Annotated in this window: 14 protein-coding genes; 5 read left to right on the top strand and 9 right to left on the bottom strand. The window is 62.8% G+C overall.

The genetic code is table 11. From position 1 onward, the window contains the following. Positions 1 to 21: 21 nt before the first annotated feature. Positions 22 to 2,523: a DNA ligase D gene (gene ligD, locus DM807_RS16930; RefSeq protein WP_012272274.1), complete on the bottom strand. Its 2,502-nt coding sequence runs from the start codon at positions 2,521 to 2,523 to the stop codon at positions 22 to 24. 127 nt (positions 2,524 to 2,650) lie between these two features. Here ligD and DM807_RS16925 point away from each other — a divergent pair, with 127 nt between their 5' ends. Continuing rightward, on the top strand, positions 2,651 to 3,115 hold the full coding sequence (locus DM807_RS16925; protein WP_060492371.1) for a hypothetical protein: 465 nt from the start codon (positions 2,651 to 2,653) through the stop codon (positions 3,113 to 3,115). Between the two features lie 45 nt (positions 3,116 to 3,160). Here the strand turns inward: DM807_RS16925 and DM807_RS16920 are convergent, their stop codons facing one another. Genes DM807_RS16920 through DM807_RS16910 form a run of 3 tightly spaced genes read right to left on the bottom strand, consistent with a single transcriptional unit; the run spans position 3,161 to position 6,086 of the window. Beyond that, positions 3,161 to 4,114: a lysylphosphatidylglycerol synthase domain-containing protein gene (locus DM807_RS16920; protein WP_179027584.1), complete on the bottom strand. Its 954-nt coding sequence runs from the start codon at positions 4,112 to 4,114 to the stop codon at positions 3,161 to 3,163. Beyond that, positions 4,114 to 5,316 carry a cardiolipin synthase ClsB gene (gene clsB / locus DM807_RS16915; RefSeq protein ID WP_060492373.1) on the bottom strand — a complete coding sequence of 401 codons (1,203 nt, stop codon included), beginning with the start codon at positions 5,314 to 5,316 and terminating at the stop codon, positions 4,114 to 4,116. Before clsB ends, DM807_RS16920 begins: the two co-directional genes overlap by 1 nt. Further along, positions 5,313 to 6,086: an endonuclease/exonuclease/phosphatase family protein gene (locus tag DM807_RS16910; RefSeq protein WP_012272270.1), complete on the bottom strand. Its 774-nt coding sequence runs from the start codon at positions 6,084 to 6,086 to the stop codon at positions 5,313 to 5,315. The genes clsB and DM807_RS16910 overlap by 4 nt, the downstream gene beginning before the upstream one ends. A 152-nt stretch (positions 6,087 to 6,238) precedes the next feature. On the opposite strand from DM807_RS16910, the gene DM807_RS16905 reads away from it, so the two are divergent. The 4 genes from DM807_RS16905 to DM807_RS16890 all read left to right on the top strand — a co-directional run bounded on the left by DM807_RS16905 (position 6,239) and on the right by DM807_RS16890 (position 7,893). Beyond that, positions 6,239 to 6,613: a low affinity iron permease family protein gene (locus tag DM807_RS16905; RefSeq protein WP_012272269.1), complete on the top strand. Its 375-nt coding sequence runs from the start codon at positions 6,239 to 6,241 to the stop codon at positions 6,611 to 6,613. A 22-nt stretch (positions 6,614 to 6,635) separates the two neighbouring features. Then, on the top strand, positions 6,636 to 7,187 hold the full coding sequence (locus tag DM807_RS16900) for an ATP-dependent Clp protease proteolytic subunit (protein ID WP_012272268.1): 552 nt from the start codon (positions 6,636 to 6,638) through the stop codon (positions 7,185 to 7,187). Positions 7,188 to 7,307: 120 nt separating this feature from the next. Further along, the gene (locus DM807_RS16895; RefSeq protein WP_012272267.1) at positions 7,308 to 7,517 is read left to right on the top strand and encodes a con-10 family general stress protein; all 210 of its coding nucleotides are present in this window, start codon (positions 7,308 to 7,310) and stop codon (positions 7,515 to 7,517) included. 106 nt (positions 7,518 to 7,623) lie between these two features. Further along, positions 7,624 to 7,893: a DUF6555 family protein gene (locus DM807_RS16890; protein ID WP_012272266.1), complete on the top strand. Its 270-nt coding sequence runs from the start codon at positions 7,624 to 7,626 to the stop codon at positions 7,891 to 7,893. A gap of 48 nt (positions 7,894 to 7,941) precedes the next feature. Here the strand turns inward: DM807_RS16890 and paaZ are convergent, their stop codons facing one another. The 5 genes from paaZ to paaE form a co-directional block, all read right to left on the bottom strand. Then, positions 7,942 to 9,996 (bottom strand): phenylacetic acid degradation bifunctional protein PaaZ, encoded by a 2,055-nt coding sequence (gene paaZ, locus DM807_RS16885; protein WP_179027583.1) that lies wholly within the window; start codon positions 9,994 to 9,996, stop codon positions 7,942 to 7,944. Positions 9,997 to 10,034: 38 nt separating this feature from the next. After that, positions 10,035 to 11,267 carry an OprD family porin gene (locus DM807_RS16880; protein ID WP_179027582.1) on the bottom strand — a complete coding sequence of 411 codons (1,233 nt, stop codon included), beginning with the start codon at positions 11,265 to 11,267 and terminating at the stop codon, positions 10,035 to 10,037. A 39-nt stretch (positions 11,268 to 11,306) separates the two neighbouring features. Continuing rightward, on the bottom strand, positions 11,307 to 12,869 hold the full coding sequence (locus tag DM807_RS16875; protein ID WP_244965051.1) for a cation acetate symporter: 1,563 nt from the start codon (positions 12,867 to 12,869) through the stop codon (positions 11,307 to 11,309). Beyond that, positions 12,866 to 13,174 carry a DUF485 domain-containing protein gene (locus DM807_RS27580; RefSeq protein ID WP_012272262.1) on the bottom strand — a complete coding sequence of 103 codons (309 nt, stop codon included), beginning with the start codon at positions 13,172 to 13,174 and terminating at the stop codon, positions 12,866 to 12,868. Before DM807_RS27580 ends, DM807_RS16875 begins: the two co-directional genes overlap by 4 nt. 169 nt (positions 13,175 to 13,343) lie before the next feature. Beyond that, on the bottom strand, positions 13,344 to 14,420 hold the full coding sequence (paaE, locus tag DM807_RS16870) for a 1,2-phenylacetyl-CoA epoxidase subunit PaaE (RefSeq protein ID WP_012272261.1): 1,077 nt from the start codon (positions 14,418 to 14,420) through the stop codon (positions 13,344 to 13,346). Between the last annotated feature and the right edge of the window lie 11 nt (positions 14,421 to 14,431).

Here is a 14,431-nt window from a genome sequence, read left to right as displayed (position 1 = left end):
TGTCCATTCGCTGTTGCGCCATCACGAGAGCCCCAGTTGCTTGCGCATGCGGGCAGTGATGGACTGGCGCACCTTGCCCAGGTCGGCCCATGGGTCTTCGACTGCTGCGAGACGCTCGCGCACGTTGGCGATGTTCCACGTGTTGGCGGCCTTGAGCTGCACCAGCTCCTCGCGCCATATGGGCACCGAAACAGGCAGCCCCTCTCGGGCTCGCAGGGAGTAAGCGCACGCGGTGGTGGCGCCTTTGCTGTTGCGCAGGTAATCGATGAAGATGCGCCCAACACGGTTTTTCGGCCCAGAAACCGCGCTGAGACGGTCCGGGAACAACGTGGCCAGGTAGTTGACGATGGCGTGGCTGAAGCCTTTGACTTCGTCCCAGCCGGCGCGCCGGGTCAACGGCACTACAACATGAATGCCTTTGCCTCCACTGGTTTTCAGGAACACCTTCAGGCCTAGCTCGTCAAGCAGGGTAAGGGTGAGCTGAGTTGCCTCCAGCATGGCCTTCCAGGGCAACGCGGGGTCAGGGTCCAGGTCGAGCACGAAGCGGTCGGGTTTGTCGAAGTCCTTGTCCGTGGCGTTCCAGGTGTGCAGTTCAAGCATGTTCATCTGCACCGCGCCTAGCAGCGTGTCTGGGCGATTGATAACCATCGCCGCCTGGCCGGCCTCGGCCTTTTCGTAGCTAAGCACGTTGGGTATGTGCAGCTGGCCCGCGTTCTTTTGGAAGAAGAGCTCGCCGGCCAGGCCGTCCGGTGCGCGAACCAGCGCCACCGGGCGGTGCTTGAGCTGTGGCAGGATCCATTGGCTGATGTCGGCATAGTATTCGGCGACTTCGCGCTTGGTCGCACCCAGGGTGGCGTCGATCACCCTGTCAGGATGTGTCAGGTGCAGTTCATCCGGGGTTTCAGACGTCTTGGCCTGCTTGCTGCGCTTGGGCACGGTCTTGGCGGGCATGGCGCGCTCCAGGTCGATAGCTGTTGCCGCCTTGTCGTCGCGCAGGCCGTGGAAAACCGAGTGGCGCACGATGCCATCACGGGTCATCTGGGCATAGGCGACTTCAGCGAGCAGTTTCGGTTGCAGCCAATGCACACCACGGGCTTCGGCACCGGTGGGCGGCCTGGCCACGGCTGGCTTGGCAGTTTCCAGAGACGTCAACCGGGCAAGCAGGGTGGCCAGGGTGGTATCACTGAAGCCGGTACCTACCTTTCCGGCATAGCGCAGCTCACCACTGTCGTTGTCGTGCAGAGCCAACAGCAAGGCCCCGAAGCCGCTGCGGCTGCCTTTGGGGTCGGTGTAGCCGACGATCACGAATTCCTGGCGTTGCTTGCACTTGAGCTTGACCCAGTCCGAGCTGCGGCGGCCACTGTACGGGCTGTCGACGCGTTTGCCGATCAGCCCTTCGAGCTGCAGACGGCAGGCGCTGTCGAGCAGGGATTCGACAGGCTGGTCAAAGTCGGCAGAAAACTTGAGTACGTCCGACTCATCGTGCCCAAGCAGTTGGCGCAAGGTGTCGCGGCGGCCCTGCAGCGGTACCTGACGCAGGTCCCGACCACCAAGAAACGGCAGGTCGAACAGGTAATAGGCAATGCCTTCGTCATGCTCGGTATCGAAGGCGTTCTGCAAGGCTTGGAAGTCTGCTGCGCCATTTTCGTCAACCACCACCATTTCGCCATCGAGCCAGGCCGAACCGACACCCAGCGCGCGCAAGGCAGCGACCTGCCGGGGCATTTTGCTGCTCCAGTCGTGGCCATTGCGGGTGAACAGGCGGATGTCTTCGCCGTCGATGCGGGCCATGATGCGGTAGCCGTCGAACTTGACTTCATAGCGCCAGTCGCCGCTAGGCGGGGAATCCACCAACGTTGCAAGCTGCGGCTGTAGCTGCGCTGGCAACGGCGCATGCTGGCCTTTTCCGGTGCGTTGACGGTTGGTGCGCGGTGTAGTGGCCTTTTTTGCAGCGGCCTTGCGTGGCAACAAGGTGCGGTCGCTGAGCACGCTGTCAGGCTGGGCCTCGACAATGCTGTAGTCAGCTTCGCTGCGCGCCTGGCCATCGTGGGACTTCACCAGCATCCATTGCTCCTTTTTGCCGGCCAGGTGGGTGCGAAACAGGTTCCACACACCACTGAGCTTTTCACCCTGCAGGCGAAAGCGCAGCTTGCCTTTGGCATAAGCCTCACGGGCATCGCCCTCGGGCTCCCATATGCCACGGTCCCAAACGATCACATCGCCTGCACCATAGTGGCCTTCGGGGATATGCCCCTCGAAGTCGGCGTAGTCCAGCGGATGGTCCTCCACATGCACGGCCAGTCGGCGCACCTTGGGGTCCAGCGACGGCCCCTTGGGGATCGCCCAGCTCTTCAGGGTGCCATCAAGCTCCAGGCGGAAGTCATAGTGCAGGTGGCTGGCGTCATGCTTCTGGATGCAGAACAGCAGGGCGTGGGCCTGTTTACCACGGCTGCGCCTGCCGTCTGGCTCGGGCGTGGCGCTGAAGTCACGCTTGCGCGCATATTCCTGCAGGGGCTTGGCCATGGAGGGCTCCGGGTGGTTCGCAGTCTCTAAGGTGGGAGGCGCTGCAGTGAGGGGTAGTTCAAAAAACTCTGAATCTTCAACAGGCAGACGCAGTCGACCGAATGAAGCCAACCGACGGAGAACCCACATGGCCAGAACAGATAAACCCAAGCCGTATACCCCTACAGAAATCGATGACACCGAAGACCGCATGGGCAGCGTCCACGAGTTGGACTTCGATGAGCGCCTGGATGAGCGACAAGGACGTGTGGGCGACGAACGACCGGCCGACGACGTCGCTCGGGAGTTTTCACCACGGCGTGTGGCCGAAAGCGGCATGACCGGCGGCGAGGCGCTGAGTGATAGCCTGCATGAAGACAACGTCACCTATGACGATTTGAGCCCGGACACTTTGCTGGACGAAACAGGTGCCCGCGACCCGTATGAGTCTGGCGACAGTGAGGGCCCGGCGGATCAGACCTTGCGGCAGGTGAACGCCGATGAGATCGGGGGCGGCATAGGCTTGGACGAGGCCGAGCTGGCGCGGTCCGCGCCGCTGGACGGCATACCGTGGAGCGATGATGCGGTCATTGACGAGGACAGCAAGCCTTGAGCGAGCCAAGCCGCTGAGCGGCTGGATGTTGCCCTGAAGCCAGTGTCAGGTTTGGGCGGGTGTGTCGTCCTGGCGCATGGCTTTGGCGCGCTTTTCCAGGATCAGGTAGCAGATCACCGCCAGCAGCAGCGGGATCAAGTAGTACAGCGTGCGATAGCCCAGCAGGGCAGCCACCAGCGTGCCCTGGGCCATCTGCCCGTGTAGCAGAGCCAGAAACACTGCCTCCAGCACGCCCAGCCCGGCCGGGATATGCGCGACCACACCAGCCACGCAGCTGATCAGCAGAATGCCGAGTATCGAGGGGTAAAACGCGTTGCCCGGCAAAAGCCAGAAGATCAGCAGCGCCATCAGTGCCCAGTTGCTGGCGCCCAGCGCCACCTGGCTCAACGCCAGGCGCAGCGACGGTAGCGTCACTTCGTGATCGCGCCAGCACCAGGTGCGCTTTTTGGCAAAACCACAGGCCAGCAGATAACCGCCGGCGATCGCCAACAGCAGCAGGCCGATCAGGCGCAAGCTTGTAGCGCCCACCGCCCAGTTACTGGGCAGCTCGACCAGGTCCAAAGCAAATACTGTGCCGCCCAGTAGCATGTAGCCCATCCAGTTGGTCAGCAGGCCCAGGGTTAGAATGCGTGTGATCGTCGCCGTGTCCAGGCCAAGGCGCCCGTATAGCCGGTAACGCAAGGCGACGCCGCCCACCCAGGTGGTGAAATTGAGGTTGAAGGCGTAGCACACGAACGCGATGGGCACTACCTGCCGGGCAGGCAAGTGGTGGCCGGTGTAAGCCCGTGCCAGCAGGTCGTAGCTGGCGAACGTGAGGTAGCTGCACAGCGCAATCGCCAAGCCTATGACGAGGGCACCAGGTTTGTAGGCCAGCAAGGACTGGCGCACTTCGTTCCAGTCCAGGTTGCGCGCCAGCAGGTACAGCAACACAGGGATGAGGACCAGGAACGCCAGCGTGAACAAGCGTTTGCCCCAGCTTTGCCAGCCTTTGCGCGCCATCAGGTGCTGCCCTCGTGCAAGTCGCCTTGCGGCTCGGCTTCCGGCTGCACCGAGCGCAACCGCTGACGGTGCGCCGGGAACCAGCCGGCAATGCGCGGAAAATGGCGAATCACGTGGAAACATACGAAAATCAGCGGTGCCCGCCACCAGTAACCGCGAATCATGCGCTCCAGGGTGACTGGCTTGCAGTGTTCGTTGGCCAGGGCCTGCAGGTGCTGATTCAGTTGCTGGTTGAAGGCTCGGTCACGGATGAACAGATTGGCCTCCAGGTTGAATGACAGGCTCAGTGGGTCGAGGTTGCTGGAACCGACGGTGGCCCACTGGTCGTCCACCAGCGCCACCTTGCCATGCAGCGGCCGCTGGCAGTATTCGTTAATCACCACGCCGTCGCGCAGCAGGTAGTTGTACAGCAGGCGTGAGAGTGCGCGGACCCAGCGCATGTCGGGTTGGCCCTGCAAAATCAAACGCACTTCCACGCCACGCCGGGCTGCATTGCGCAGCTCACGCATCAGCCGGTAGCCTGGGAAGAAATACGCATTGGCGACCACGATGCGCTGCTTGGCCCCCCGAAAAGCCTGAAGGTAGTGGGCTTCGATATCGGTACTGCGCAGCCCGTTGTCGCGCTCGACCAGCACGGCGCTGCTGGCCCCGGCAGGCTCGGTAACCGGGCGAACCGCGCTGGGTGGCTGCAGCACTGGCGACATCAGGCGCTTGCTGGCGGCATGTACCTGTGCAACCACCGGGCCGGTGACTTCCACGGCATAGTCCTGCTTGGCCATGGCACCAAAGTCGCCCAGGTGGTCGGCGCTGTAGTTGATGCCTCCGATGAAGGCCCGCTCACCATCGACCACCACGATCTTGCGGTGCAGGCGCCGGAACAGGTTGGTACGCATGCCCACTAGCCGCGGCTGCGGGTCGAACGCGTGGAAGCTCACGCCCACATCGGTCATCGCCGAAATGAACGCGCCTGGCAGGTCGGCGGTGCCGTAGCCGTCTACCGCCACTTCCACACGCACGCCGCGCCGGGCCGCATCGATCAGCACCTGCTGCAGTTGCTGGCCAACCTTGTCGTCGAAGATGATGAACGTTTCCAGCAGGATTTCTTCTCGCGCCTGGGCCATGGCCTCGAACACGCGGGGGTAGTACTGCTCGCCATTGATCAGCAACTGCACGCTGTTGCCGTCTACCCAAGGTCGGTTCACAGGTTGATCTCCGCAGCCAGTGGGACGTGGTCGGAGAGGTGCGACCACGGGTATTTCGACAGCACCTGGGCAGCACCGGGCACGGCGTTGCGCAAGTAGATGCGGTCCAGGCGTAACAACGGCAGGCGCGCGGGGAAACTGCGCGCTGGCTTGCCGAAGGCCTCTATCAGGTGCTCGCAGAGCACGGCGTCGGCCTTAAGCCGCCAATCGTTGAAATCGCCGGCGACGATCACCGGCGCTTGGGGCGGCAGGCTGGCCAACAGGTCCAGCATCAGCGTGACCTGGCGCTGCCGGTGGGCCTCACGCAGGCCCAGGTGTACGCACACCGCATGCACCTGGTCATGGCCCGGCACTTCCAGCTGGCAATGCAGCAAGCCGCGCTGTTCGTTGCCCTGCACTGAAACATCCAGGTTGTTGAAGTGGCTGATGGGGAATTTCGACAGCAACGCGTTGCCGTGGTCGCCATGCGGGTACACGGCATTGCGCCCATAGGCGAACTGCGGCCACATGCTGTCGGCGAGAAACTCGTATTGCGGCGTTTCTGGCCAGGCCGCATGGCGCTGAGCATGTTGCTGGTGGCTGCCGTGCACTTCCTGCAAGAACACCAGGTCAGCGCCGGTGGCGCGCACCGCCTCGCGCAACTCGGGCAGGATGAAGCGCCGGTTGAAGAAGGTGAAGCCCTTGTGCACGTTAAGCGTCAGCACATTGAGCCGGCGCACCGTGGTGACTGTGTCGATGCTACGGTTTGGGGCGGGCAGGGTCTTGTCCACAAGGCGCCTTCCATTCAGTTGCTCTGAATGTGCGACTGGTGGAGCCCCCGCTGGGTTCAGCGCACGTGACCAATGGGAAGTGCTGATGTCGGGTTGAACTTTAGAGCGGCTGACGTTTCCACCGGTTATCCGCTTCGTGGAAGGGTGCCAGCATGAAATTCGACCGCTTCGCCCACTGGCTGGCCAATTGGGCCGGACGCCCGCTGAGCTTTGGCATCGCCTGCCTGCTGATCTTGACCTGGGCAGTGACCGGGCCGCTGTTTCACTTCAATGACACCTGGCAACTGGTGATCAACACCTCGACCACCATCATCACCTTCCTGATGGTGTTCCTGATCCAGAACACCCAGAACCGCGACAACGACGAACTGCACATCAAGATCGACGAACTGCTGCGCACCACGCGCCGGGCACACAAGGCGCTGCTGGACCTGGAGGATATGGACCCCGCCGAGCTGCACGCCCTGCGCAAGCAGTACCGACAAATGGCCGGGCAGGGCAACGATGCGCAGAACACCAAGGAATGACCTGCCAACCCTGGAGGCAAGCATGGCCAGACATATCATCCACTTTACCGGGCCGATCAATTCCTCGACCTGTGGCAACCTGATCAGTACCTGTTCGCGGGCGTTGCAGCAGGGGGCCGAGGTGTTGCAACTGAACATCGCCACCATGGGCGGCGAATGCAGCTATGGGTTCACTTTGTACAATTTTCTGCGGGCGTTGCCAGTGGAGGTGCATACCCACAACCTGGGCACCGTGGAATCCATGGGCAATATCCTGTTCCTGGCCGGAGAACGGCGCACGGCGTGCAGTTTCAGCAAGTTCCTGTTCCATCCGTTTCACTGGACTTTGCATGGTTCGGTGGACCATTCACGGATGGCCGAGTATGCGATGAGCCTGGATTACGATCTGCGGCTCTATGCGCAGATCGTCACCGAGCGGACCGAGGGGGCAGCCGAGGTGCTGGATGTGCCACGCTACCTGATGGCCTATCCGCGGATTCTAGGGCCACGCGAGGCGATGGAGAACGGGCTGATTGATGCCATTGACGAAATGCCGATCGGGGTGGAGGCCGTTCAGTGGAGTGTGCATGCCTGAGTTTCGTGCCATTGGTCAGCTGCCGGCAAAACCATTGAGCAGACTCATCATTCAGAGGCTCGGAAGCTAGGCATGGCAAAGATTCATGCGACCAGCGAACCCATCGCAAGGAGAAACGACATGGCGCAAGACCAAGAGCGAACCCGCCAGCGCGGCGGCACCAAGGAAACCAACCCAGGCAACTTCGCCAATGACCGGGAACGGGCTTCGCGCGCTGGCCAAAAGGGCGGCAAGGCCTCTGGCGGTAACTTCGCCAACGATCGCCAACGGGCTTCGGAAGCAGGCCGCAAGGGTGGGCAGAACAGCCACGGCGGGAGCCGTAGCCAATGAGTGACAGCGCTCGCAGATGATGCCAATTGTTCGCCGAAATTTTGAATTTTCTGGCCATGGCCTGATCAATCAGGGTGTCATCCATGGAGAAGAGGAGGCCCCAGCGATGCCAGGCCCACAGCTGTACATCATCGATTACCAACTGCATGGCCAGCCGCGCAGTTTCATCATTCGTCTGGAGCGGCTGGACAATGCCGAAGCCTGGCATTGGGCAAGTTGCGATGCGGGCATCGGCATCATTCCCAAGTTTGGTCGCGAAAAGATCAAAAAGGTCAGCCGGCCCATGGCCGAACGCTATGGGATTACCGCCGTGAGCTGGCGGGTTTCGGGAAGCAAGCCAAACCAATCGGCGGGAGACCCGGCGGCGACAGGGTAATTGGCCTCTGCGCGGCTGACTCGCGAAGAGGCCAATAGCTTCAACGGGTCATTGTGGCTTTTTCAGCACCAATGTCAGGATGTCATAGCTGGCCACCAGCTCACCCAGCTGGTTGGTCACCTCGATATCCCACGCCACCACACCCTGCGGCTGCCCCAGCGGGCTGGTCTTGCCTTGGTCGATCTTGCGCTTGCAGGTCAGGCGCGCCTGGATGGTATCGCCAATGCCCACCGGGTTGATGAAGCGCAAGGTATCCAGCCCATAGTTGGCCAGCACCGGCCCGGCACCGGGCGACACGAATAACCCGGCCGCCGCCGACAGCACGAAGTAGCCGTGGGCGATGCGTTTACCGAACTGCGATTCCTTCGCAGCGATTTCGTCGAAGTGCATGTAGAAATGGTCGCCCGACAGGCAGCCGAAATTGACCAGGTCAGCTTCCGTCACAGTGCGCCGATGGGTGAGCAGCGACTCGCCGATGCGCAGTTGCTCGAAGTAGCGGCGGAACGGGTGCACTTCGGTTTCGATCACTTCGCCACCACGCACGTATTCGCCGGTGACCGCCGTGAGCATGCTCGGCGAACCTTGTATGGCGGCGCGCTGCAGGTAGTGCTTGACCGCCCGCAGGCCACCCAGCTCTTCACCACCACCGGCCCGGCCCGGGCCGCCGTGCTTGAGTTGCGGCAGTGGCGAGCCGTGGCCGGTGGATTCCTTGGCGGCCTCGCTGTCGAGAACCAGCAGGCGGCCATGCCAGGCAGCCGCCGCCGGGATTGCCTTGGCAGCCACGCTGCGGTCGGCGGTAACCAGGGTCGCCACCAGGCTGCCTTTGCCACGCGCCGCCAGCGCCAAGGCCTCGTCGAGGTCGTCATAGGCCATTAGCGTGCTGACCGGGCCGAACGCTTCGATATCGTGGGCGCCACCTTCGGCATGCGGGTCGCGGGCTTGCAGCAGAGTCGGGGCGAAGAAGGCGCCCTCGGCCACGCCCTCGCCACGCGGGGCAAAGCCGTCGCTGGCGCCGAACAATTGGTCACAGCTTTGCAGCAGGCTGCGCACGCGCTCGGCCACGTCATGCTGCTGATCGTGGGAGGCCAAGGCGCCCATGCGCACGCCTTCCACCGACGGGTCACCGACCACGACTTTGCTCAACCGCTCGCGCAGGCGCGTGGCGACCGCATCGATATGCTTGGCCGGCACGATGGCGCGGCGGATGGCGGTGCATTTCTGCCCGGCCTTGGTGGTCATTTCACGCACCACCTCCTTGATGTAAAGGTCGAACTCTTCGCTGTCCGGGGTAACGTCCGGGCCAAGAATGGCGCAGTTCAGCGAGTCGGCTTCAGCTGTGAACGGTACCGAATTGCGTACTAGATTCGGCGTGACACGCAATTTGGCGGCCGTGTCGGCGGAACCGGTGAAGGTCACCACGTCCTGGCCTTGCAGGCGGTCGAGCAGGTCGCCGGTACTGCCGATCACCAGTTGCAGACTGCCTTCGGGCAGCAGGCCGGAGGCATTCATCAGGCGCACCACAGCCTCGGTCAGGTAACTGGTCGAGGTCGCTGGCTTGACGATGCATGGCATGCCGGCCAGGAAGGTCGGGGCGAATTTTTCCAGCATGCCCCAGATGGGGAAGTTGAACGCGTTGATGTGCACCGCAACGCCTGCACGCGGCACCAGAATATGGCTGCCGGAGAAGTGGCCTTGCTTGCCCAACGGGATGGCTGGGCCTTCGTGCACCAGGTTGCCTGATGGAAGCTCGCGGCTGCCGATGCCGGCATAGGAAAACAGCGTGGCGTTGCCGCCTTCGATGTCGATCCAGCTGTCGGCACGGGTTGCACCGCTGTGGTGGGACAGCGCGTAGAGCTGCTCCTTGCGTTCGGCCAAATACAGGGCCAGGGCTTTGAGGCGTTGGGCGCGCTGCTGGAAGTCCATGCCCATCAGCGAAGCCAGGCCCCGCGCTCGCGCGTAATCCACAGCTTCGGCGAAGTCCGGGCGCTCTTCATGGCTGTAGGCCAGCACGTGGCCGTCAAGGGCGCTGCGCAGGGCCTGGGCGCCGTGCTGGCCGAGCCAACGGCCGGCGATGAAACTTTGCAGAGTAGGGGCGGCAGACATGCTGTTCTCCATGCTGTTCAAATGTGAGGGGGGCGCTGTTACCACAGCGCCAGGGTGTAACCGATGATCAGGCGGTTCTCGTCCACGGCGTTGGTCAGGCCATTGCCGGAGCGGAAGGTGACGTTGCGCCAGCGCAGGCTGACGTCTTTGAACGGGCCGCTCTGGATGACATAGGTGATGTCGGTATCGCGCTCGCGCTCGCGGCCATTGCTGACGGTGGCGGTTTGCGCATGGCGGCCGTCGGTGTAACGGGACATGAAGCTCAGGCCAGGGATACCCATGGCAACGAAATCGTAGTCGTAGCGCACTTGCCACGAGTCCAGCCCGGCCCGGGTGAAGGTGTTGTAGGTGACCAGGTTGACGGTGAACGGGTCGCCACCGTTGACGAACGGGAAGGCGCTGTCACCGGACATCTGCTGCCAGGTGGCGGTGAACTTGTGCGCCCGTACACCCAGGGTGAACATGGCGTTGAAGTTGCGGTTATCGATGTTGCCGGCACGCTCGGCGCCATCATTGCGGCTGTCGAAATAGCGCAGGTCGCTGCGCAGGCTCACCCCTTCACTCAATGGGCGGGTATCGATCAGGCCGACGAACTGCTGGCGATAGATGTCCTCAAGCTTGGCGTAGTAGTAGCTGACGCTGGTTTGCGGGGTGATGGCGTAGCTACCACCACCAAAGTCCAGGTGGTCGCTGGTCGCGGCGCCGTAGCCGATGTCATCGCGGCCCGAGGAATCGCGCAGGTTGGCCTTGGTCAGGCGGCCGGCATTGAAAGTAAGGCCTTCGAGGTCCTGGCTGGTCAGCAGGCCACCCTGGAAGGTGGATGCCAGCAGTCGGGTGTCGTTGTACACCACCACCGGCAGAATCGGCTGCAAGGTGCCCAGGCGCAGGGTGCTTTTGGACACCCGCACCTTGCCGGTCAGGCCCAACTCACTGTAGTCGTCGACGGGTTCATGGCTGTTCGGGCCGAAGGGCAACAGGCCGGTGTTGCGACGGTCCCGGCTGGAGTCGAGCTTGATGCCCAACTGGCCCATGGCGTCGACGCCAAAGCCGACGGGGCCTTCGGTGAAGCCCGACTCCAGCTTGGCGGTGAAGCCCTGGCCCCATTCCTCGGCCTTGGCCTGGGGCGCATTGCTTTGGCGGAAGTCGCGGTTGATGTAGTGGTTGCGCAGCTCCAGGCGTGCATGGCTGTCGCCGATGAAGTCCGCCAGCGCCGGCATTGGCAGGGCGAGGGTGGCCAGCCAGGCGGCTGACATGAAGTGCGTGCGGTTCATTGTTGTTGTTTTACCCGACATGGTTGTTCGTCCTTGAAATCAGTGCTTGCTGGCGCCGGCAGCGCCGATGCCGGTCATGGAGCGGATGAACTGGCCCAGGTAGCGGCCACGTTCCTCGACGGCACGTTCGGAGCTGTCGGTAACCGAGAACACCCAGGCACTGAGGAAGGCCAGGCTCATGGAGAACAGTGCCGGGTTGCTGTAGGGGAACAGCGCCGTCTCGTTGTGCAACACGTTGACCCACACTGCTGGGCCCAGCACGACCAACAGCACCGCCGAGACCAGGCCGGCCATGCTGCCGCACACCGCACCGCGGGTGGTCAGGCCTTTCCAGAACATCGAGAGCAGCAGCACCGGGAAGTTGACCGAGGCGGCTACCGCCAGCACCAGGCCGGAGAGGAAGGCGATGTTCTGCGACTCGAACATCAGGCCGAGGATCACCGCAAGCAGGCCGATGACCAGCGTGGCAACACGCGACACGCGCATTTCCTCTTGCTCGGTCGCCTTGCCTTTGCGCATCACGCAGGCATACAGATCGTGGGAGACCGCCGATGCCCCGGACAGCGCCAGGCCGGCGACCACGGCCAGGATGGTGGCGAAAGCCACGGCAGAGATGAAGCCGAGGAACAGGTTGCCACCCACGGCCTGGGCCAAGTGCACGGCGACCATGTTGCCGCCGCCGATGATGGCGCCGGTGGCATCGCGGTAGGACGGCTCGGTGCCAACCATCACGATGGCGCCAAAGCCGACAATGATCAGCAGCAGGTAGAAGTAACCGATGAAGCCAGTGGCGTAGAACACGCTCTTGCGTGCTTCCTTGGCATCACTGACGGTGAAGAAGCGCATCAGAATATGCGGCAGGCCGGCGGTGCCGAACATCATGCCTAAACCGAGAGAAATCGCGTCCACTGGGTTTGACAACAAGCCGCCCGGGGCCATGATCGCCTGGCCCTTGGCATGCACGGCCACGGCGCTGGCAAACATCGCTTCGGTGCTGAAACCAAAGTGCTTGAGCACCATGAAGGCCATGAAGCTGGTGCCCGACAGCAGCATTACGGCCTTGATGATCTGCACCCAGGTGGTGGCAAGCATGCCGCCGAAGGTGACATAGGCGACCATCAGCACACCGACCAGCATCACGGCGTACAGGTAGCTGATGCCGAACAGCAGCTCGATCAGCTTGCCGGCGCCGACCATCTGCGCCACCAGGTACATCAACGCCACCACCAGGGTGCCAAAGGCCGAGGTCAGGCGCACCGGGGTTTGCGCCAGGCGGTAGCTGACCACGTCGGCGAAAGTGTACTTGCCCAGGTTGCGCAGGCGCTCTGCAATCAGGAACAGGATGATCGGCCAACCGGCCAGTACGCCCAGGGCATACAGCAGGCCGTCGTAGCCGTTCATGAACATCATCGCGGAAATACCCAGGAACGACGCGGCGCTGATCATGTCACCGGCGATCGCCAGGCCGTTCTGCATACCGGTCAGCCCCCCGCCAGCGGTGTAGAAGTCGCTGGCTGAGCGGGTGCGCATGGCAGCCCAGCGGGTGACCATCAGCGTGAAGCAGACGAACACCATGAACATCGAAATGGCGGTCCAGTTCATTGTGCGCACTCCTGCTTGACCTTGTCGTTGAGCGGGTCGAGCACGTTGTTGGCGCGGTGCACATAGATGCCGGTAAGGGCGAAGGACAGCAGCACCATCAGCACGCCCACCAGCATGCCGACAGTGGTCACGCCGCCGCTGAGGGACTGGCCCAATGTGCTGGGCGAGAACGCCACCAGCAGGACGAAGCCGTAGTAGATCACCAGCATGGCCAGGGTCAGGCTGCCATTGAGACGGCGCTTGCGCCGCACCAGGTGCTGGAAGTCGGGGTGGTTGGCGATGCTTTCTATGCGTTCGGGTGTCATGGGTTGCGATCTCTGGGTGTTGTAATTGTTTTGTTGAGGTCACGCGGGTGTGGCGGTGTTGCTGATGGCCTCTTCGCGGGCTTGCCCGCTCCCACAGGTAAGGCGTTGCTCTTCGCCTTTGTGCGATCCCTGTGGGAGCGGGCGCGCCCGCGAAACAGGCGACGCGGTGTCAAAGCTGGTCGAAATCGAGCACCACCTTGTCGCTCACCGGGTAGGTCTGGCACGACAGCACGTACCCGGCCGCCACTTCGTAGTCTTCAAGGGCATGGTTGCTGTCCATTTCCACTTCGCCCTCGATCACTCGGCACTTGCAGGTGGAGCACACGCCGGCCTTGCACGAGTAGGGCAGCTCGGCGCCGATGGCGTTGCCGGCGTCCAGCACGTTCTGGGTGTTGCGCGGCAGGTCGAAGGTCAGCGCGCGGCCGTCGCTGATCACGGTGATATGGCTGAGCGCCGCGTCCACCTGGCGCGCAGCTTCGCGGGCCTCGCGTCGGGCTTCGTTGCCGGCAGCGGCGAACAGCTCGAAATGGATACGCTGTTTTTCCAGGCCGTTGGCTTGCAAGCTGTCACGCACCGTTTCGGTCATTGCCTGCGGGCCGCAGATGAATGCGGCGTCCAGGCCGGGCACGTCCAGCCAGCGCGAGAACAGCTGGCCGCACTTGTCGGCGTCGATGCGGCCGTTGTACAGGTCAACGTCCTGTTGTTCGCGGCTGAACACGAAAATCAGGTTCAGGCGGTCGAGGTAGGTGTTTTTCAGGTCTTCGAGCTTGTCGCGAAACAGCGCGCCCGAGCTGGAACGGTTGCCATACAGCAAGGTGAAGCGGCTGTTCGGCTCGCTGGCCAGGGTCGTGGCAATGATCGACAGAATCGGCGTAATGCCACTGCCGGCCGCCACTCCCAGGTAATTGCCCTGGCGAGTCGGGTCCAGCGGCACGAAGAAGCTGCCCGATGGCGGCATCACTTCCAGCTGCTGGCCGGCCTTGAGCACTTCGTTTGCAAACGCGGAAAAACGCCCGCCTGGCACACGTTTGACGGCCACACGCAGCTCGCCGTCCTGCACCGCGCTGCAGATGGAGTAGGAGCGGCGGACTTCTTCGTTATCCAGCTGGGTACGCATGACCAGGTACTGGCCCTGGGTGAAGCGGAATTGGTCCTGCAGGTGCTCGGGTACATCGAAGGCGATCGACACCGCATCACGGGTCTCGTTGCGCACTTGCTTGATGGTCAGGCTGTGAAACTGGCTCATGGCGTTCTCCA

It is taken from the genome of Pseudomonas hunanensis (assembly GCF_013393325.1).
GTDB classification, from domain to species: domain Bacteria; phylum Pseudomonadota; class Gammaproteobacteria; order Pseudomonadales; family Pseudomonadaceae; genus Aquipseudomonas; species Aquipseudomonas putida_P.
The sequence above is the reverse complement of the archived record's forward strand: the minus strand, read 5'-3'. Positions and strand labels throughout refer to the sequence as shown.